General features: G+C 39.5%; 16 protein-coding genes. All 16 read right to left on the bottom strand.

All coding sequences use genetic code 11. The annotated features are described in order from the left end of the window. Positions 1-50: 50 nt before the first annotated feature. The 16 genes from BMG01_RS11175 to tgt all read right to left on the bottom strand — a co-directional run bounded on the left by BMG01_RS11175 (position 51) and on the right by tgt (position 20,468). Positions 51-173 carry a putative metal homeostasis protein gene (locus BMG01_RS11175; protein WP_004911390.1) on the bottom strand — a complete coding sequence of 41 codons (123 nt, stop codon included), beginning with the start codon at positions 171-173 and terminating at the stop codon, positions 51-53. A gap of 124 nt (positions 174-297) precedes the next feature. Next, positions 298-3,159 (bottom strand): excinuclease ABC subunit UvrA, encoded by a 2,862-nt coding sequence (gene uvrA, locus BMG01_RS03485; protein WP_004911395.1) that lies wholly within the window; start codon positions 3,157-3,159, stop codon positions 298-300. A 35-nt stretch (positions 3,160-3,194) separates the two neighbouring features. Beyond that, complete coding sequence (gene uvrB / locus BMG01_RS03480; protein WP_004911401.1) at positions 3,195-5,207, bottom strand: excinuclease ABC subunit UvrB; 2,013 nt, start codon at positions 5,205-5,207, stop codon at positions 3,195-3,197. 104 nt (positions 5,208-5,311) lie between these two features. Continuing rightward, positions 5,312-7,444: an LTA synthase family protein gene (locus BMG01_RS03475; RefSeq protein WP_004911403.1), complete on the bottom strand. Its 2,133-nt coding sequence runs from the start codon at positions 7,442-7,444 to the stop codon at positions 5,312-5,314. 49 nt (positions 7,445-7,493) lie between these two features. Further along, positions 7,494-7,757: a YkuJ family protein gene (locus BMG01_RS03470; RefSeq protein WP_004911407.1), complete on the bottom strand. Its 264-nt coding sequence runs from the start codon at positions 7,755-7,757 to the stop codon at positions 7,494-7,496. Positions 7,758-7,761: 4 nt separating this feature from the next. Then, positions 7,762-8,787, bottom strand: a complete 1,026-nt coding sequence (locus BMG01_RS03465) for a lysylphosphatidylglycerol synthase transmembrane domain-containing protein (RefSeq protein ID WP_004911411.1) — start codon at positions 8,785-8,787, stop codon at positions 7,762-7,764. Between the two features lie 9 nt (positions 8,788-8,796). Continuing rightward, positions 8,797-9,804, bottom strand: coding sequence for a glycosyltransferase family 4 protein (locus BMG01_RS03460; protein ID WP_004911412.1), 1,008 nt, complete (start codon positions 9,802-9,804; stop codon positions 8,797-8,799). Then, on the bottom strand, positions 9,805-11,031 hold the full coding sequence (locus BMG01_RS03455; protein ID WP_004911414.1) for a glycosyltransferase family 4 protein: 1,227 nt from the start codon (positions 11,029-11,031) through the stop codon (positions 9,805-9,807). A 174-nt stretch (positions 11,032-11,205) separates the two neighbouring features. Next, positions 11,206-12,987 (bottom strand): ABC transporter ATP-binding protein, encoded by a 1,782-nt coding sequence (locus BMG01_RS03450; protein WP_004911416.1) that lies wholly within the window; start codon positions 12,985-12,987, stop codon positions 11,206-11,208. After that, positions 12,984-13,925 carry an MFS transporter gene (locus BMG01_RS11615; RefSeq protein WP_080539865.1) on the bottom strand — a complete coding sequence of 314 codons (942 nt, stop codon included), beginning with the start codon at positions 13,923-13,925 and terminating at the stop codon, positions 12,984-12,986. Before BMG01_RS11615 ends, BMG01_RS03450 begins: the two co-directional genes overlap by 4 nt. Positions 13,926-14,117: 192 nt before the next feature. Next, positions 14,118-14,777, bottom strand: a complete 660-nt coding sequence (locus tag BMG01_RS03440; protein WP_004911423.1) for a histidine phosphatase family protein — start codon at positions 14,775-14,777, stop codon at positions 14,118-14,120. A gap of 27 nt (positions 14,778-14,804) precedes the next feature. After that, positions 14,805-15,467, bottom strand: a complete 663-nt coding sequence (locus BMG01_RS03435; protein WP_004911426.1) for a YfbR-like 5'-deoxynucleotidase — start codon at positions 15,465-15,467, stop codon at positions 14,805-14,807. 3 nt (positions 15,468-15,470) lie between these two features. Beyond that, positions 15,471-18,023, bottom strand: a complete 2,553-nt coding sequence (mprF, locus tag BMG01_RS03430) for a bifunctional lysylphosphatidylglycerol flippase/synthetase MprF (RefSeq protein WP_004911429.1) — start codon at positions 18,021-18,023, stop codon at positions 15,471-15,473. Further along, positions 18,010-18,744: an alpha/beta fold hydrolase gene (locus BMG01_RS03425; RefSeq protein WP_004911431.1), complete on the bottom strand. Its 735-nt coding sequence runs from the start codon at positions 18,742-18,744 to the stop codon at positions 18,010-18,012. Before BMG01_RS03425 ends, mprF begins: the two co-directional genes overlap by 14 nt. A 57-nt stretch (positions 18,745-18,801) precedes the next feature. Continuing rightward, entirely contained in the window at positions 18,802-19,167 is a 366-nt protein-coding gene (yajC, locus tag BMG01_RS03420; RefSeq protein ID WP_004911433.1) for a preprotein translocase subunit YajC, read from the bottom strand. Positions 19,168-19,247: 80 nt separating this feature from the next. Next, positions 19,248-20,468: a tRNA guanosine(34) transglycosylase Tgt gene (tgt, locus tag BMG01_RS03415; RefSeq protein ID WP_004911440.1), complete on the bottom strand. Its 1,221-nt coding sequence runs from the start codon at positions 20,466-20,468 to the stop codon at positions 19,248-19,250. Between the last annotated feature and the right edge of the window lie 46 nt (positions 20,469-20,514).

Raw genomic sequence — 20,514 nt, 5'->3', positions numbered from 1 at the left:
TTAATTTTAACACAAAAAGCCGCCCCACAATTTTGTAGGACGACTAGATGCTACTTAGAAACTGTTTTTTGACGGGCTAGGTCGTGAATTGCCTTTAAGGCACGTTTACGCGTCTTAATATTAGGACTTTTCAACTTGCGAGCCGCTGAAGCAATGTCTAATTTTTCTGTCATTGTATGAGATCTCCAATTTGTTTTTTTGCAAATAGGGACGGAGTAATTAGTGTCTTATGACATTAATTACTCTAGCAATCTTACTTACAATTAATAACTATACCACATTTAAATAGGAATGCAACTATTTAGCACGAGCCAAATCACGTTCAATAATCGTTTTGAGATAACGCCCTGTATAGGACTGAGCTGTTTTCATGACCTTTTCAGGTGTTCCCGTGACTAGTACTTCACCACCACCTGCGCCACCTTCAGGTCCCATATCAATCAGCCAATCAGCAGATTTAATGACATCTAAATTATGTTCGATCACAACCACTGTATTGCCAGCATCAACCAATCTTTCAAGAACTAGCAGTAACCGCGCAATATCGTCTGTGTGAAGCCCTGTGGTTGGCTCATCCAAAATATACATCGTTTTACCATTAGTACGACGATGCAATTCAGATGCCAGTTTCATTCTCTGTGCTTCACCACCCGAAAGGGTTGTGGCTGACTGACCTAATGTGACATAGCCTAAGCCAACATCGTTAATAGTTTGCAACTTTCGGGCTATTTTAGGAATTGGCGCAAAAAAATCAAGGGCTTCAGTTGCTGTCATGTTCAGCACTTGTGAAATATTTTTGCCTTTGTAGCTCACTTCAAGTGTTTCAGAATTATAACGTGTGCCGCCACATACCTCACAAGCCACATAGACATCTGGCAAAAAGTTCATTTCAATTTTGATAACACCATCACCACGACAATTTTCGCAACGACCCCCTTTGGTATTGAATGAAAACCGCCCCTTATTGTAGCCACGCATTTTTGCTTCATTTGTCTGTGCAAACAAATCACGAATATCATCAAATACGCCGGTATACGTAGCAGGATTTGAACGAGGCGTCCGCCCGATTGGTGATTGATCAATGTCAACAACTTGTTCAATATTTTCAACACCATCAATGGCACGAAAACGACCAGGTTTTTCAGAATTATTGTTTAGTTTTTGCTTGAGGGCTCGTTTTAAAATCGTGTTAACTAACGTTGACTTTCCTGATCCAGACACCCCAGTAACAGCAATAAACTTCCCCAAAGGAAACTTTACGGTGACATTTTTAAGGTTGTTTTCTTTAGCGCCTTTAATGGTAATGCACTCACCATTTCCTGATCGACGCTTAATCGGCACGGGAATATATTTTTTACCGGACAGATATTGCCCCGTTAAGGAGTTGGGATTGGCCTCTACAATCGCCGGTGTGCCACTGGCAACAATTTTTCCACCAAGTTCACCAGCACCCGGGCCAACATCAATCAGGTAGTCAGCAGCACGCATTGTGTCCTCATCATGTTCCACAACTACTAACGTATTACCTAAATCACGCATACGTTGCAATGATGCCAAAAGCATGTCATTATCCCTTTGGTGCAGTCCAATAGATGGTTCATCTAAAACATATAACACACCAGATAAATTAGAACCAATTTGCGTAGCCAAGCGAATACGCTGAGACTCGCCACCGGATAGTGTCCGAGCAGAACGAGAAAGCGTTAAATACTTTAAGCCAACACTTTCCAAAAATCCCAAACGATCTTTAATTTCTTTAATAATCGGCGCGGCAATTTCTGTATCTTGTTGACCTAAGCTGATACCATTAAAAAAATCAAGTTCTTGGTCAACAGGCATTTCAGAAACTTCACCAATATGCTTACCCGCAATTTTAACTGATAAAGCTGCCGGGTTCAAACGGTATCCACCACAAGATTTACAAGTCAACTCTGTCATGTAGTTGGCCATTTGGTCTCGTGTAAAATCAGAATTAGTTTCGTTAAACCGTCGAGTGATGTTGTTGATAACACCTTCGAATGGTATATCCACATCACGAACACCACCAAAATCATTTTCATAATGAAAATGAAAGTCCTTGTCACCAGAACCATTTAGGATAAGGGCTTTTTGTTTAGTGGTTAATTTCTCAAATGGTTTGTTCATATCAATCTTGAATTGCTCAGCAAACTGCTTTAGCATTTCAGGATAATAATTAGATGAAATTGGGTTCCATGGTACGATAGCCCCGTCATTGAGAGACTTTTGTGAATCCGGAATAACCAAATCAGTATCGACTTCGCGTGTAACACCTAATCCTTGACAAAATTCACAAGCACCTAGCGGTGCATTAAAACTAAATAGTCGCGGTTCTAATCGACCAACACGAAAATCTTTTAATTCACCAAGATAATGATCTGAATACTTTAGAACAATTGCTTCTGCTTTTTCATCTCGTGAAACGACATCAATTGTCACGCGACCAGCCGCGAGCCGTACTGCTGATTCAATTGAATCATATAAGCGTGAACGTGAGTTACCACGTAAAACGATACGATCAACCATTACATCGATATCGTGTGCTACATTTTTATCTAATGTGATATTGTCTGAGTCTAACTCAATCAATTTACCATCAACTCGGGCACGAATGTAGCCTTGTTTACGCATCACATCAAAAGCTGAAGCGTGTGAGCCACGTTGATGCTGAATGATCGGTGCAAAAACCTGTAAACGGCTACCCTCAGCCAACTGTTCAAGTACATCATTGACCATTTGATCAATTGTGTACATAATTTTTGTGCCGTCAGCCGGATCGTCTGGACGTCCAACTCGTGCATATAATAGCCTAAAATAGTCATTAATTTCTGTGACAGTCCCAACCGTTGATCTGGGATTATTGGAGGTTGTTTTTTGATCAATCGAAATCGCCGGTGATAGTCCATCAATAGAATCGACATCTGGTTTATCCATTTGACCTAAAAATTGGCGAGCGTAAGAACTTAAGCTTTCCACGTAGCGACGTTGGCCTTCAGCATAAAGTGTATCAAATGCCAACGACGATTTACCAGATCCCGACAAACCAGTGACAACAGTCAAGCGATCTTTTGGTATATCCACATCAATGTTTTTTAGATTATGTGCCCGAGCACCACGAATTTCTATTTGTGTTTTTGCCATTCTTTTTCTCTTTAAATTAATTTAAATAGTGTTGGTTAATGACCAGCACGTGTTTTTAATGTCATGACACTATCACGCAATTGCGCGGCTTCTTCAAAGTCCAGCGCTTTAGCAGCTGCTTTCATTTGTGCCGTCAAATTATCAATAATAGCCTGTTGCTCATCTGCTGGCAAATCATCAAACGCCACTTGCGTCAAATCAACTGCTTTTTCATCCGAAACAGCAGCGTGCGTAATTGAAATAAGGTCTCTAATTTCCTTTTTAATGGTCTTTGGCGTAATGTCATGCGCTTCATTATAGGCCATTTGTATCTCACGACGTCGACTAGTTTCTGCCATTGCTTCTGCCATCGACGCTGTGATTTTATCGGCATACATGATGACATGACCATTTTCGTTACGTGCTGCACGGCCAATAGTTTGAATCAATGAGCGCGGATTACGCAAAAAGCCTTCCTTGTCCGCATCTAAAATTGCCACTAAGGACACTTCAGGCACGTCAATACCTTCACGTAACAAGTTAATGCCAATCAAAACATCGTACTTCCCTAAACGTAAATCACGAATAATTTCCGTTCTCTCTAATGTCTTGATGTCAGCATGTAAGTAGGCAACTTTAATGCCCAAATCTTTTAAGTAATCAGTTAAATCCTCTGCCATCCGCTTAGTAAGCGTCGTAATGAAGACGCGTTCGTCACGTTTCGATCGCAAATTAATTTCGCCCACCAAATCATCAATTTGGCCCATAACTGGACGTACCTCAACCTCTGGATCAAGCAGACCAGTGGGACGAATAATTTGCTGTGCGATATGATCAGGTGTTACACGGTTCATTTCATAATCGCCCGGTGTGGCTGACATGTAAATGATTTGATTCACATGTTGCTCAAATTCTGGTAATGTTAGTGGCCGATTATCTAATGCACTTGGTAATCGAAAACCATAGTTCACCAATGTTTCTTTACGCGCCTTGTCGCCATTAAACATCCCCCTTACCTGCGGCATTGTCACATGGCTTTCATCCACCACAATCAGAAAATCATCTGGGAAAAAGTCAAGAAGTGTAAATGGTGGCTCGCCGGCTTGACGGCCATCCATCCAACGTGAATAGTTTTCAATACCACCAACAAATCCCATTTCTTCGAGCATGGCTAAATCATATTCAGTACGTTGCTTAATGCGCTGTGCTTCGATTAATTTACCTTCTTTTTCAAACTTTGCAACTTGTTCGTTCATTTCTTGGCGAATACCCTCAAGCGCAACACGCATTTGGTCGTCATCTGTCATGAAATGCTTAGCTGGAAAAATGGCAACATGCTCACGTTCTGCTACTGTTTCGCCTGTTAAAGAATTAATTTCTCGGATACGATCAACCTCATCACCAAAAAATTCTACGCGTAGCGCCATTTCATCCTGTGACGCTGGAAAAATTTCGACGACATCACCACGAACTCGGAAAGTGCCACGATGAAAATCAATGTCGTTTCGTGTAAATTGAACGTCAATAAGGTCACGCATTAGTTGGTCACGACCGTACTCATTGCCTACCCGCAAACTAATGACATGATCTTTATACTGATGTGGATCACCCAATCCAAAAATCGAACTGACAGAAGCCACCACGATTGTATCACGTCGTTCTAACAACGCACTTGTTGCCGAGTTACGTAATTTATCAATCTCATCATTGACAGCGGAATCTTTTTCAATAAAAGTATCGGAACTTGGTACATAAGCTTCTGGTTGATAATAATCATAATATGATACAAAATATTCGACAGCATTATTTGGAAAAAATTCTTTTAATTCGCTATACAGTTGGCCTGCTAACGTTTTATTATGGCTAAGAACTAGTGTTGGCCTTTGCGCATTCTTAATGACGTTCGAAATAGTAAATGTCTTACCTGTGCCCGTAGCACCAAGTAAAATTTGTTCTTTTACATTATTATTTAAACCACTGACTAGCTGCTCGATGGCTTGCGGCTGATCACCGGTTGGCTGATATTTTGAGACCACTTCAAATTCATGATCTGTTTGGTGTTCAATCATATTATTTTCTCTTTTCGTCACCGTATCACTATTTTTTGAGACAATCTTATTTCATTATATCAAAAAACGAACAAATGTTCTAGTTGAACCTTGTTCGCCATTTTTTACTTATCTGAATCGTCACTTTTTAACTCAGGTGCATCTGTCACATAATCGCTCAATGTGGATTTGCCCTTATTTTGTGCCAAAATACTTGATGGATTACTTTTTTGTGCCTTTTTCAAGGCTGCTAAACCAGCAGACTTTTTGTAATTATAATCTTTTTTGTTTACCGCATGGAAGTCTGATCGTGATGTATCAAATCTCAGCAAATCACCAGTGATAACCTCATCTGAATAGCCAAGCACTTTTGTCGCATAAGCTGACATAGTTTTGGCTACCTTTTTCAGTTGCTTATCGGCACTTTCTGTGACCTGCTCTCCCGTTTGCGTATTAAAGTATTGATTATTAAACTTTGTATAATTTGGCGTTATCCAATCACCATCTCGGAAAACAACTTTACCTTTGTAATTGCTCGATAGCATATCTTGCCCAAACATAGTCATCCCATCATCTGGCACGCCTAACACGTCCAACAAAGTTGGCATCATATCAATTTCACCACCATAAGTGTGATTAATACCACCTTTGAGACCAGTCGCATGAATCATAAACGGTACCTTTTGGAAATTGGCTAAATCGTAATTCGTGACTTTGTCTTTTCCAAGTAATTGCGCAATTGCTGGTTGATGATTTTCAGAAATACCATAATGGTCACCATAAAGCACAAACACTGAATTATTATAGAGTCCAACTTTTTTAAGGTACGTCATTAATTCGCCAAAAGATTGGTCCAAATAATGAGCTGTTTGAACATAGCCGTCAACTGTATTATCACCTGTTTTGGTCGCCGGAAAATCAATGTTTTGCTTATCTAAATCGTATGGGTAGTGGTTAGTAACCGTGATTAACTTTGCATAGAATGGTTGTGGCAGTTGCTCAATGTACTGAGCACTATCTCGTAAGAATATTTTGTCTTTCATCCCATAACCAATGTTATAGTTCGCCTTATTAGCGTTGGAATAGTAAGATTTTGAAAAGAAATAGTCGTAACCAAATGATTTGTAGGTATTATCTCTGTTCCAAAAGCTGGCAACATCGCCATGAAAGGCTGCCGTCGTATAACCACGTTGTCCCAAAATAGCCGGCAATGACTCAAACGTATTATTGGTGCCATATTTAACCATTGCTGAACCAGTTGCTAAGCCAAACAATGAATTTTCCTGCATCATTTCAGCATCAGAAGTTTTACCTTGCCCCACTTGATTATAAAAATTATCAAAGCTCAACGTATTTTGGTCATGATAAAACTTATTTAAATTAGGCGTTACTTCTTGACCGTCAACTTTATAATCAATCAAAAATTGTTGGAATGATTCCAAGTGAATCATAAAAACATTTTTGCCTTTTTGTGTACCATAGTATTGAATATTATCTGGCAATTTTTGTGTTGCAACAAATTTTTTAACTTTAGCCAAATCGGTTGGTTTAGCACGCTTCCGACTTTCTGTTTGATTATAAGTTTGAACTGCATTGAACACAACATACTCATTCAACCCAAGATATTTAACAATGTAATTATTATCAAACGAACGCGTCAACAATCCTGAACGGTTCGTCGATGCAATACCATAGTCAACAAACATTAAAATCACACCAAACAATGTTGTCAAAATAGCAAATTTTTTCTGAACACCTTTGCGGTCAATTGTTAACTGCTTAAAAACAACCAGAGCAATCAAAATAATGATGTCTATGAAAACCAAATAATCGGTCCAATGAATAATCGCAGCGATAGATTTGCCCAAGTTATTACCGGTCGAACTCCCTGATCCTAAAATACCCATCGATAGAAAATCAGAAAATTCTCGATAGTACAGCATGTTTGCAAACAGCCAAACAGATTGAATTAAGTTGAAAATAATCGCCAACCAGTAACTCAATGCACCACGAAAATATAGGGCGATACTAATAAATATAATAGCCGTTGGAATTGGATTTAGAAACAACAAAAATTGCTGTGTTGCGCCTTCCGCCCCTAAGTTAAAGTTCATATGATATTCGGCAAACATTTTCAGCCAAACCAACATCACATTCAGAATAAAAAACCAAACAATTGGTGCCGATGTATCCATCGTACGTTTTATTTGTCGCCACCATGTTTTAGGACTAGAAATTAATTTTAATAAACGTTTCATTGTCGTCAACGCACTCCTTGCTAAATTAAGAAAATTGCTTGGTGCTCTCCTAATAAATTAGTTTGAAATCATGTAGCACATCGTAAATTTCAATCGCTACGAGGTCGATATCATCAAATTGGAATTGTCGCACCTCTCGATGTTCTCGAACAGTCCATATTTGCGTTAATTGGTCATAAGTAACTTGTAGTGCCTCAATGCCAAATGCATCAAAGCGACGCGTTTGAACGGCATTATCGGTTGAATCGATCATCGCTCTGAGTCGGTTTAAGATTTGTTTCAAATCACTTGTGTGACGTGTGTCATTGTCCATGCGCTTACCTCACATTTTTTCGCGCTGGTATTATATATGCAATGATACCAGCAAATATACCAAAATAATACGTAATTAATCGCCAAATCAAAATGACTAAAATCAGCGTAGCTGAATTTTCAACGAATGGTGAAAACAGGAGCTGAAAACTTAACTCGGCACCACCAACACCACCAGGGATTGGAAATAACGAAATAACCATAACAATCATAATATTCATTGTGACAATTAGCCAAGGATTTACCGAAGCATAACCGAACGCACGAATGACAAAATAAGGAATCAAATAAAAAACAACCAGCTGCATCATCGTAAATATTGATGAACCGACTAATGATTGCCAACTACTAATTACTCGTCGTGACTCTTCATGAAAGTTATCAATTTTTTGTTTCGTCGTTGAAATAACACTGTCAAACCGTTGTTTTGACATAACGCGTTTAAACAGTGGGGCCACAAAATCGACTAGACGTAAAGTCAAAGATGGCCAAAACATCACCAAGGCAATACCCACAATGACAACCGCGTGAATAGCAATCGCAAATGGAATGAATGTCGCAAAGGTTGGCGCAACTTGTGAATAGATGAAATTATCTGCCGCAACATAACCTACTATAAAGAATAGCACGACAACGACTTGGTAGACTAAAAATTTCATTAAAATAACAGACATTGCCCGACCAGATTCAACACCTGCCCTCGCTAATCCGTACAATTGAGCGGGTTGCCCCCCAGTAGCAAAAGGTGTTACACCTGTACCTAATAAGTTCAGTAAAGGTACACGTAGTAAGGCGAAAAACGAAGTGTTTTTTCGGTCCGTTCTGTTCAATAGCACTCGTGTTGCCGCGGCTTCAAAGGCAATTGACACAATCATCATCAAGAGACCGCCCACTAACCAGCGCCAATCAAGATGTTTCAGTGCTTCTTCAAGCTGCTTTCCTTTGCCACTTAATTCCCGCGTTAAAAAATAAATAACACCCGCGGTTAAAACGGTCACAATAATGATTGATAATCTATCACGTTTTAACATTGTTAAGACTCACTTCCCCAATAAATTCGTGTAAACAGCTTTTAACTGTTGACCAATTTCCGGTAAATTACGAGCTTTTGCTAATTGATACCCCTCATCTCGCAAATCTGTTAATTCACCATTTAATATTTGTTGCATTTTACTTTCAAATTCATCAAAACTGTGCGCTTTGTAACTGTTTATCCCATCCTGTAACCAATTATGATAAACAGGAATGTCACGCACTAACACATTTTGCTTTGATGCTAATGCTTCGAGCACAACAATACCTTCAGTTTCTTCATAAGATGGATATAAAAATAAATCCGCACCTTGAAAGGCGCCACGAATCACATCACCGGTAATGTAACCGGGGAAAATCAAGTTTCGTGGATGATCCCCCTTAATGAGGCGACTAATTTTACCCGGCACCAATCTTAAATCAGTATAGCCAAACCAAATAAACACATACTCAGGGTGGCGTTTTGCCAATTCAACAAAATCTAAAATACCCTTTCGCTCAAAAAATAATCCAACGCTCATGACTACTTTCTGTTCATCCGACAAATCAAAATAATCTCGGAATTGACGGATTTTTTCGTCATCATGTGCATATTTTTCCAAAGCTATACCATTTGATATTGGTATGATTGGTTGGCTTAGCCGATAGCCACGTAAAAGTTGCTTAGAATATGGCGTTGGGGTGATAATCGCATCAGCCTTCGAATACAACGATACTAAATAACGTTTAAACAACGGCGCAATCATGTTAGATCCAATAAATGAGTTACGAAAATCCTCATAGGTAGAATGGCCATGATAAACCACTTTTTTCCCCAACTTATGTGCCTTATTAACCATGTGATGACTCTCAACACCATAAGTATTAATGTGCAAAATATCATAATCTGTCGACTTAGGGTCAGTTGTGACAACCACGTCAGTATGTGATAGCGCTTCTTGCTGTAATTTCAAGGCACGACCTATACCGGATTTTGCAATTAACTTTTGATTTTCAAAGTAAAGTAAAACTTTCAATTAACTTCTCCTAAATGGATTGCGCAAGATACGCTTCATGTAGCCGACCTCTTCGTCATTGGGATACTCGTCATCAACATCATCAGCGTGATAGTCGGCCAAGATATCTTGATAAAAAGCTAAGACACGTTCAGCAAATTTTGTGGCATCAACATCTTTCATTTTAGCTTGACGAACTTGCTCATCTGCCAATGTATTAGGTCGTTCAAGATATTTTTGAACCGCTGCCAACAATTCATCATAATCACTAACTAATGTGCCAATTGCTTCATTGTCAACTAAATTATCCAAGTATGGAGAATAAATCGCCACAAAAGGACGATTGGCAGCCATAGCTTCAATAAATGTTAAGCCTTGCGTTTCCGTGTCTGATGAACTGACGAATACATTTGCCATTTGGTAATAATCGCCAATATCTTCGTGATTAACCATCCCTGTAAAAATAACTTTATCTTCTAATTCAAGCTCTGCCACTTGCTCAAACAGAGATTTTCTAGCTGGTCCATCACCGGCAATTACTAAACGCGCATCTGGCATCACTTGCAGCAACTCTGAAAAAACCGAAATTGTCATGGCGACATTTTTTTCAAAAGCCAATCGACCTAGAGACAAAATGATTGGTTGTGTATCATAAAAATGATAATTATGTCGCAAATTAACTTGTGTAGAGCGACGCTTCGGTAGTGATACGCCGGTTGGTATAATTCGCATTGGTACTGTAATACCATAGCGTACCAGTGTATCTTGTACTAATTTAGAAGGTGCAATAACGCCAGCCATACTCATCATATAGGCTTTCATGATGCGACCCACACCATTTGGTCCAATGAGCATTCCTTTGGCAAAATAATGTGTGTAATCCTCATACATTGTATGATACGTGTGCACAGCCGGAATTTTGAGTTGTCGCGCCACAAATTTACCCAACAAACCAAGTGAAAACTCAGTTTGTGTGTGTACAATATCAAGTTGGACCGACTTAGCAATTTCAACAGCTTGAATTAAACCACGAAAAGCCAATCGTCGATCCTTAAAACCGAGATATGGCACACTTGAAAAACGATAAATATGTGGTTCAAATTTATTTTTAGGCACTTTGGGATCCGTCGAGGTAAATATGTAAACCTGATGTCCTTGAGCTTCTAATGCCTCTTTTAAAGTTTTGATTGAGGTCGCAACCCCACTGACTTGTGGGAAATACGTGTCCGTAAACAAACCAATGTTCATTGTCTCCTCCAAAAATTAAACGCACGCTAAACGTACGTATGAAACGCAATAGTAATAGTATAACATTTTAAGCGTTTTCCTTCCAATAATGACCCATTTTTAGCCTTTTTTACCATCGCTTATTCTCCTAATCAAAAGCCACTAATTTTTCGAAAAATTAGTGGCTAAACGGATTTATTCAAATACCATTTGATTATGATACAATTCGGCGTAAAAGCCACCTTCAGCAACTAATGCTTCGTGGGAGCCTTCTTCAATGACTTGTCCATCCTTTAAGACGACAATCTTATCAGCACCCAAAATCGTTTTCAAACGATGTGCAATCACGAAACTTGTCCGTCCAGCAATAACATTATCCATTGCTGCTTGAATTCTTGCTTCTGTAACTGTATCAACGTTTGAGGTTGCCTCATCCAAAATTAAAAATGATGGATTTGTCAAAATTGTTCTAGCGATTGAAAGCAGTTGCTTTTGACCAGTTGAAAATATCGAGTTTTCATCATCTACTTTGGTTTGATAAGTATCAGGCAATGTCATGATAAAATCGTGAATATTAGCCTGTTTGGCAGCATAGATCATCGCTTCGTCACTAGCTTCAGGATCCCCAAATTTAATATTATCAGCGATTGTGCCACTAAATAGCACAGAATCTTGTAACACAATACCAACATGATCCCGCAACGACTTAAGATCTAGATCACGGACATCAACACCATCGAATGTAACAGAACCTCCTGTCACATCATAAAAGCGATTTAATAGATTCATCACGGTTGTCTTACCAGAACCAGTTGGCCCAACTAGTGCGACCATTTCACCTTTTTGAACATCAATTGAGACACCGTGCAAGATTTCTTTATCTTCTTGATAGGCAAAATGAATATCCTTCAACGCAACATTAGATGCAACGCCAGTCAATTTTTGACCATTGACCGGTGTGACTTCTTCGACTTGCTCATCAACATCACTTAATCGACGTGCACCAGTAACAGCCAGCTGAAGCATGTTATAAATCGACGTAATTTGCGTAATCGGCTGATAATACTGCTGTGAATAATTAACAAAAACTACGATCAAGCCTAAGCCAACTGACTTATCCATACCATCATGCACAACCAGCCACGAACCGAAGAATATCACGATTGCCAAGTTAAGTAAAGACAATCCTTGCATCAGAGGAAATAACATACCTGAGTATACTTGACCCTTGAAAGTTGCTTGTTTGACAGTTTCATTATGTGGGGCAAAACCAGCAATTGAATCTTTTTGTAATCCTTGCGTAATAATGATTTTTTCACCATTAATTTGCTCGTTGATGTAGCCGTTCATTTTACCAGTGGCGTCTTGTTGTTGATCAATATAGTGACGTGCACGACTAATAACAAACCATGCGACGATAATTGCAACCGGTGTTGAAGCCATTGTTACCAATGCGAGCTTCACATTTTGATTAAACATCATCAAGATAACACCGACAAATAGGGCAAATTGTGACAATAACTGGAAAATAGCTTGGTTCATCGCATTGAAAATATTATCCAAGTCAGACGTAAACAATGACAAAATTTCACCGTCTCGATGTGTATCAAAATACTTAATTGTCATCCGCTGCAATTTGGCAAACAAACCAATTCGCATACGACCAGAAGCTTCCGCACTAATGCGACTGGAAATAAAACTTGAAATGAACATGGTAATCGCAGTCACAACGAAGAACAACATCATCAAGCCAAGTGCTTTGTAAAATGGCGTCATGCTGGCAGTTTGATGCGTCTGAGGATTCATGTATTGTCCAACATAATTAGCCAATTCCGTAATAGCTTGACCCATATAAACTGGTGCTTTAACTTCAAAATAAATAGAAATGACTGTTACAACCGTAACAAAAGCTAAGCTGAGCCAATAACGCTTAAGATATTTTGCAAAATAGACAACCGCGCGTTTAATATCAGTCATGCGTTCGCTCCTTTCGCTTTCTGTGTCTCATAGATTTCTGTATAAATAGGAGATGATTGCAATAATTCTTGATGTGACCCAACACCAACAAGTTGCCCATTATCAAGCACCAAAATGCGATCTGCGTGTAATACGGAGCTAATTTTTTCAGCAATCACAAATGTCGTGGTACCTTTCAAATCACGATCAAGCGCTTCTTGCACTAATTTTTCAGATCGCGCATCCAAGGCGGATGTTGAATCATCAAGTATCAAAATTTTAGGATTTCCGACCACGCCACGCGCAATTGATAAACGTTGTTTTTGCCCACCGGAAAAATTGGCCGAACGTTCTTCAACCTCGTGTTCAAAGTTATCATCTTTTGATGATTGTAGTGGTGTCATTTCTGAAGTATCGGGCACACGCTTGATGAACAGGAATAAAATTGGAAAGGCAATCAAATAGACCAAAAATGTCGCACGCCATCCAAATGCTAGTAACAAGCCTGCTAATAAAGTCAAAACTGCTTGTCCAACTTGCTCAGCAGCCGCACGATAACCTAACATCGCCGCGCGTGTTTTACCATTGTACATTACTGCAATCATGGATACTGCCAATGAATTAAAAATGCCTAGTCCAGCGCCCAATACTGTTCGTGAAACTAATATAATGGCATACGAGTCAGTGAACATTGGCACAATACCAGCTAGACCCACTAACGTCACACCCAAAATAATAGTGTTTTTGTCACCAAGTTTTGCTGCTATGAAGCTGCTCAAGAGTACAAAAACCGTTACCGTGATAGACGGTGTTGTTGCCAAAACCTGCGCCTCTGTCGATGAAATGTGCAATGCCTCAGTCATTTGTGGCAACGCACCGTTAATAGCATACGCACTTGTCAAGACAAATGAAATGCCCAAAAACGCAATCTTAGTGAGCAGGCTATCTTGTTTAACCATGTTATCTCCTTCAATTATGATAATCACTTACCATAATATTGTAACCGGTTCCACTCTAAAATGTCAATCGTTTATCAAATTTTTGTGAAGAAAATAACAATGATGTTTTCAGAAACAATTGTGAAAAAATCATTGCTAAAAGGTTTATTTTGTTTCTCAATAAAAGTAAAGAATTTTTAAATATATCTATTTTTAGGAAAAAATGGTGTCAATGTCATTAAAGTGAGTCACTTTCAAACCATTATTATCCAAATCAAAGACAGCAACTGCACCATTTCGAGGACGCTGGGCGCCTTGCAGATGGCCATAGTGTTGCGCTAAGTTACCAATCAATTGGCCGTGAGTCACAATTAAAATATTATCATTGGGTTGATGCTTAGCGTTTAAGTGACCCAGTGCGCCGGACATACGTTGCCAAAAATCAGCGGCAGTTTCGCCAATATGTTGCGGATCTACTTCATGAATTTTGTTCATGATAGCCGTCATATCATGTATTGATTCAGCAATCGCATCAGGCGTTTTTTCGCTAACATCGAGCGCATCAGCGACAGCGCCCCACATAATATCGTTGCTACCACCTTCAAAACTCCCAAAAAAATATTCACGCCATTCGGGCAGAAACTTCAGTTGTGGTGTGGAATTATTGTTTTCAGCCAAAACAAACTCAGCCGTGTGGATAGCACGCGACGTATCTGAAGAATAAGCAGCATTGAATTTGACATTTTTTAGTCGTTGGCCAGCCATTTGACCATCTTTTTCACCTTTTTTAGTAAGTGGTGTATCAGCCCAACCTTGTACTTTGTTTAATTGATTAAAGATGGTCTGCCCGTGACGTACAACGTACAATTTCATAATATTTGCCTTTCTAAGTGGTAAATTTTAGTGCTCAGCATTATTAACTTTCGCAGCAAAATCAGGTAGCAAACTTTTCGCCAAATCATATAATAATGCTTTGTGGATGAAAGTTTCATGGAAGATGTCTGGTAAAATTTCAGTGGCTAAATACTTAACACTCGCCATTGATTGATACTCAGAAAGTGCTTCTAAACTGCTTTGGAAAATTGAAACATAGACTGGTTCTGGATTAAACTTTTCAAGTTCGCCATACGCTTCATACATCAGGTCAATTTTATCAGCAATGGACAAAATTTGTCCTTCAATGCTGTCGTCTTTACCTTCTCCAAGCCGTCTCGTATAGGCTGCTTGAAATTGCGCTGGAATTTCTGTTTTGATAAAATTTTCGGTCATTGAATCTTCTACGTCAGCTAACATTGACCGTAAGGTTGAGGTCGCATATTTCACGGGTGTTTTGATATCACCGATAAATCGTTCTGTGTAATCATGATTCAAGGCTTTTTCATAAACCGATTGCCAATTAATTTTGGCGCCATTTTGTTCCTCAACATCCGCTAGAAACTGCGCGATTTGAGTCACTTTCCAAGAGTGCGCCGCTACGTTGTGGGGTTGATATTTGAAAAATCCCGGCGCGCGATTAATGAGCTCTAGTTGTGTCATGCCCATAAAGTATTCATGCATTGGCATTATTTAATTGTCCTCCTCATCCAAATTGTCTTTAGTATAACGCAAATCTATCTCTGGTGCATGTGCCACTCCCTTATTATCAACCTTCAGTAGTCCAATCATCACAGCAATAATGCTACTTTTTCTCGAATAAGCAATGTACATTGCCTGCCACGTAGGAGAAAATTTATTTTTGTAGTGATGTAAGCCTTCAAAAGAATAGACTTTGGATCCAAATTGATAGACTAAGTTAGCTAATCGCTCACGTCCAAAGCTTTGTCGATGAAGCCCGACATTGGCTAAGGGTGACATGCCTAAATTAAAAGTTTCATAGTTTTGTGCCTTTGCATATTTGAAGACATTAACAAAAAGGACATCCATCACCCCATTAGGTGCTGAAGCAGTGAAACGCATTAAGTCAACTGCCATCTGCTTTTCTGTGTGTGAAACAACTAATGAAGCAAACGCCTCAATGCGATCATCTTTTTCCAAAATGGCAACCTCGCCACGTTGCAAATAATTAGGGTCAAAAAAGCCTAACGAGTAACCTTTTTCATCACGACCGGCTAACCATTCATCACTAATTGCCTGCATTTGTGTGAGGACGGCTGGGCTGAATGGTGGTGTCAAAACTTTGAATTCAAAGCCAGCGCGACCAGCTTGATTTATTTCTGAACGAATATTTTGCATTTTTTTGCCAGCCGTTGAAAAATCAGCCAAATTAACATGCGCCTCTTCGCCAAGTTTGAAAAAGTCATAGCCAAACTCATGAGCTAGCATCGCCACACGCTCACTAACCTCATAAAATACTGGTACATAACCAAGTCGATCAGCTTCTTCAACAAAAGCTTGCATGGCTTCAGCAAAATAATGTGACTCCCCAAATGGATCGCCCATCACCATGGCCTTATTATTGACTAATCTAAACTGCAACCCAACAACATCATGTTCCTTAATTTGGTAAAAATAAAGTCGCTTATCACCCAAAAAAATCAAGCTGGTATAGTGATTGTCACCGAGTGATAAGACTTCTTGTACGCGCATTTCATCAAATTCAGTGCCCAATGGTCGTTGTTTGGCATGTAAAAATTGTGCTAGCAGCCAAACAGAAATCGCAACAATTGCTATCGTAACGGCGCCTAACCACCACCAGTGTATTGATGGTAAATGACCAACATGAATAAAGTGGCGATGAATACTTGGCACATGCATGAAGCCTAACATTAAGTAACCGGCAATCAAGGCACCCCATATCACACCATCAACTGTTTGCTCTTCCCACGCGTGTATAAATTGTGACCGATATAACGTTTTTTTGCTAAAAATAACTGCCATTAATACCAAACCAATCAAAATCAAAGGTAATAGATGGCGATAGAAAAATAGCACATATACAACCGTCAAACTTAGAACAATAATGGTTGACTGATAAGCACGCGCCACACGATTAGCTACGCCACGTGCATTCATCAAAATCAAGAATCCCAATAAAATGCTAGGTAACTGATTCGCCAGCGCATAAGTAATAGGCCACAATCTAAGTTGGTTAAATAATGGTATTCGCTCAACGATTTGAGGCATCGTACCAGATAGCACTAGTAAAATACCAGATAAATAAAGTGCAATCGTCACCAAACGATGTACCACGGCTTGCGCAACATAATGTGGTACACCACGAAAATTATTATTTATCTGCTTTGATAGCCGGAAAAATAACAAGCCCAGCGCGCTCAATAGCGGCACCAAATTAAAGGTCACACGATATAAAATTAGCCAAATGACACCATCCACGCGAGATATGCCAAGCAAACTAATTAGCAATAAAACCGCGACTTCAAAAGCACCCCAAGTACCCGGCGCCATTGAAATCAACGCAATTGTACTAGCAATAACAAAGACGATTAAAATATTTAACCAGCTTAATTGAACATTAATGATAATGCCAATGATTAAAAACAAAATCATTTGTGCACTCACAGCAACCACAGCATTTAACATTAACTGTCCTGCAACTGGCCATGTCAGCCCGTCCCAAGCTTTCAAACGTGAACTTAACGATACTGCCAAAGCCGCCATGCCGACGATGATTAATACTGCCAACCAACCAATTTCATCGGCAAAATAATGACTGTGCCAAACTAACAAATCAAACAAAACTAGCACTGCCAATAGCAATAAACCAGTTTGTCCCAAAAAATACATTTGTACAAAGGGCTTAACACCATTCTTTCGTGTTTGGTCGCTATAAAAAATACGCCGTAATAACACACTAAAGACACCAAAAAAACCAACGTTAAGGTTGATCACATTAACGAGCCATGAACGCTGTAACAACTCACCATTTGTCAATTGATACCCTTGCCAGCGACTTAATATTTGGTCGTTATACAATGTCGGTATCACCGCTAAAAAGCCAAGCAAAATCAACAAAGCGGCTTGCCACCATGCCACGTCATTAATACTTGACCAAATTGCCTGCCAAGTAATCTCACGCGTCATAATGATTAATTGTGTCACCAAAATCAACGTAATGGTCGGAATCACCAACCGCAATAATAAGTTTTTAAATTTTTGCATCATTTCCCCCTATTAAAAATGGTGCCACCAATTGCGCAAACTTGCGTGGGTTCGTGTAAGTGACAAAATGCCCATGTCCCTTTAAAATCATGACTTGTGCATGTGGCATTATTTCAGCAATATGTTCGATATGACGACGCTTGACTAGATCAAACTCACCAATGACTATCAAAGTAGGAATGGCTAAATCCGCCAATTGCTGACAAGTAATATTAAGTGGTTCACTCATCACATGTAATTGTTGGTGGCGACGTTTAGCATAAGCACTGACTGGTGCCATTGCTGCAGTCGCAACTTGCGCAACATTGTCTCCCCACCAGAGAATTTTGTACACACCTTCCGAAGTCAAATTAGGTGCATTGAGTACCAAACGTGCCACATGCTGTGGATATTGTATGGCATATTTCATAGCAATATTAGCACCATCGCTGTAACCTAAAATAACCACTTTGTCGAGATGCAACGTCGTACGAATTTGTTCAATATCACTAATTAAATCAGTAATCTTAATATCCGGTTGTGTATTATTAGAGCGACCATGCCCTCTTGAGTCAATCGCAATGACATGTAAATGTGCAGCATAGATTGGTAATTGACGCTTAAAGTAACGCGCAGAGCTACCATTGCCATGCAATAGCAAAACAGTCGTTAGCGTGTCATTTCCATATTCATCATAAACAATTTTTGTACCATCAGGCATAGTCAAAACGTGTGTTTTCATATTTTCTCCAAAATAAAAGGAAGCTTTCGCTCCCTTTTATTATACCGTTAAGAAAATTTACTTGCTATCTGATGGCTTATCAGTATCATCAGTAATCTTTTCTGTTTCTTCAACTGTTTCGGCTGGCTTTAAGTCATCAACTGTTGGCTTTTCTGCTACTGGTGCAACAGGGTTTTTGATTGTACGAATTGCTGACAATTCAAATGTCAAAATAACACCTTCAGCGTCTAAATCAACTGTTTTTGCAGCAGTATCTACGCTATCAACAATCGCATGTAAGCCGCCAATTGTCACAACTGAACTACCTTTTTGCAAACTGTTTTGCATAGTTTGTTGTTGTTCACGTTGCTTCTTTTGTTGGCGTGACATAAACCAAAACATTGCCACGATAATCACCAATGGCAAAATCAAATTCCAAGACATGTTATATCCTACTTTCTTCATTCTGTGGTCATATTTTGAGTAAAGCCCATAATTTTACTAGTATCTCTATTGTACCAAATTTAAAAAAGACGTGCATTTGGTTTGTTGTAACCGTATTCTTCCATGACTGTCTCACGGAAAGCTAGTAGCTCATCATTCTCGATTGCTGTACGCATATCTTCCATGAATTGCAGTAAGAAACGTAAATTATGTTCTGACGCTAATTGTGCACCTAGTAACTCATTGGCGTTAAACAAGTGGTGTAAGTATGAGCGTGTCAGATTCTGGAATGGGTTGTAATCCGGCAAATCATATTGTGCTAAGTTACCAAATTGTTCACGGCGAATTGGATTAGGTGAGTAATAACTCAAATCTGGATCCAATGGTGTGAAATCATTTTTGTACTTTGAATTTTTGATGACGACGCGACCAAAGCGTGTCATTAAGGTACCTTTACGACCAATTCGAGTGGGCAAGACCGAGTCAAACATATCAACACCGCGAATAACACCGTCAATCAATGAATCAGGTGCTGCCACGCCCATAAGGTAGCGAGGCTTGTCTTCTGGCAACAGTGGCATAGTGAAATCAAGCACGCGGTTCATTTCTTTTTTAGATTCACCAACTGATAAGCCACCGACTGCATAACCGGGCAAGTCCATGCCAACTAAACCATTAGCAGACTCTGTACGCAATGCTTTAAAACCAGCGCCCTGTACAATACCAAACAAGGCTTGTGTGTCAGGATTTTTGTGGGCAACTTGCGCACGTTCTGCCCAACGTAATGATCGTTGCATTGATTCCTTGATGTATTCATAAGTTTCAAAATACGGAATGGCTTCGTCAAGTTGCATCATGACATCTGAACCCAAATTATTCTGAATTCTCATTGCCACTTCAGGTGATAGAAACATCTTGTCCCCGTTGACGTGATTTTGGAAAGTGACGCCTTCTTCTTTGAGCTTACGAGCGTCAGCCAATGAGAAGACTTGGAAGCCACCTGAATCAGTCAAAATGGCTTGGTCCCAACCCATATATTTGTGTAACCCACCAGCTTGCGCAATTAACTCATCCCCGGGACGAACCCATAAGTGATAGGTATTGCTCAAAATAAATTGTGCACCAATATCTTTTAATTCACGTGTACCAACACCTTTGACAGCACCTTGTGTGCCAACCGGCATGAACATAGGCGTCTCAAATGTGCCATGCGGCGTGTGGATACGGCCTCTGCGTGCGCCGGTGTATTTCTCGGTATGCAGATGTTCATACCACACTGCCGGATGTTCTGATTTTGCCATTGTTATTTCTCCGTATTTAGCAAGTTATCTTTCTGTAAATCAATCT

Source organism: Leuconostoc sp. BM2 (assembly GCF_002095565.1).
Classification (GTDB): domain Bacteria; phylum Bacillota; class Bacilli; order Lactobacillales; family Lactobacillaceae; genus Leuconostoc; species Leuconostoc falkenbergense.
The sequence above is the reverse complement of the archived record's forward strand: the minus strand, read 5'-3'. Positions and strand labels throughout refer to the sequence as shown.

Coding starts and splice junctions, on each gene's coding strand:
- BMG01_RS11615 (WP_080539865.1), bottom strand. CDS start 13,925: ATGGTTAAACAAGATAGCCTGCTCACTAAGATTGCGTTTTTGGGCATT.
- BMG01_RS03475 (WP_004911403.1), bottom strand. CDS start 7,444: ATGAAACGTTTATTAAAATTAATTTCTAGTCCTAAAACATGGTGGCGA.
- BMG01_RS03455 (WP_004911414.1), bottom strand. CDS start 11,031: ATGAACATTGGTTTGTTTACGGACACGTATTTCCCACAAGTCAGTGGG.
- uvrB (WP_004911401.1), bottom strand. CDS start 5,207: ATGATTGAACACCAAACAGATCATGAATTTGAAGTGGTCTCAAAATAT.
- BMG01_RS03465 (WP_004911411.1), bottom strand. CDS start 8,787: ATGTTAAAACGTGATAGATTATCAATCATTATTGTGACCGTTTTAACC.
- BMG01_RS03450 (WP_004911416.1), bottom strand. CDS start 12,987: ATGACTGATATTAAACGCGCGGTTGTCTATTTTGCAAAATATCTTAAG.
- uvrA (WP_004911395.1), bottom strand. CDS start 3,159: ATGGCAAAAACACAAATAGAAATTCGTGGTGCTCGGGCACATAATCTA.
- tgt (WP_004911440.1), bottom strand. CDS start 20,468: ATGGCAAAATCAGAACATCCGGCAGTGTGGTATGAACATCTGCATACC.
- BMG01_RS03440 (WP_004911423.1), bottom strand. CDS start 14,777: ATGAAATTGTACGTTGTACGTCACGGGCAGACCATCTTTAATCAATTA.
- yajC (WP_004911433.1), bottom strand. CDS start 19,167: ATGTCTTGGAATTTGATTTTGCCATTGGTGATTATCGTGGCAATGTTT.
- BMG01_RS11175 (WP_004911390.1), bottom strand. CDS start 173: ATGACAGAAAAATTAGACATTGCTTCAGCGGCTCGCAAGTTGAAAAGT.
- mprF (WP_004911429.1), bottom strand. CDS start 18,023: ATGCAAAAATTTAAAAACTTATTATTGCGGTTGGTGATTCCGACCATT.
- BMG01_RS03470 (WP_004911407.1), bottom strand. CDS start 7,757: ATGGACAATGACACACGTCACACAAGTGATTTGAAACAAATCTTAAAC.
- BMG01_RS03435 (WP_004911426.1), bottom strand. CDS start 15,467: ATGCCAATGCATGAATACTTTATGGGCATGACACAACTAGAGCTCATT.
- BMG01_RS03425 (WP_004911431.1), bottom strand. CDS start 18,744: ATGAAAACACACGTTTTGACTATGCCTGATGGTACAAAAATTGTTTAT.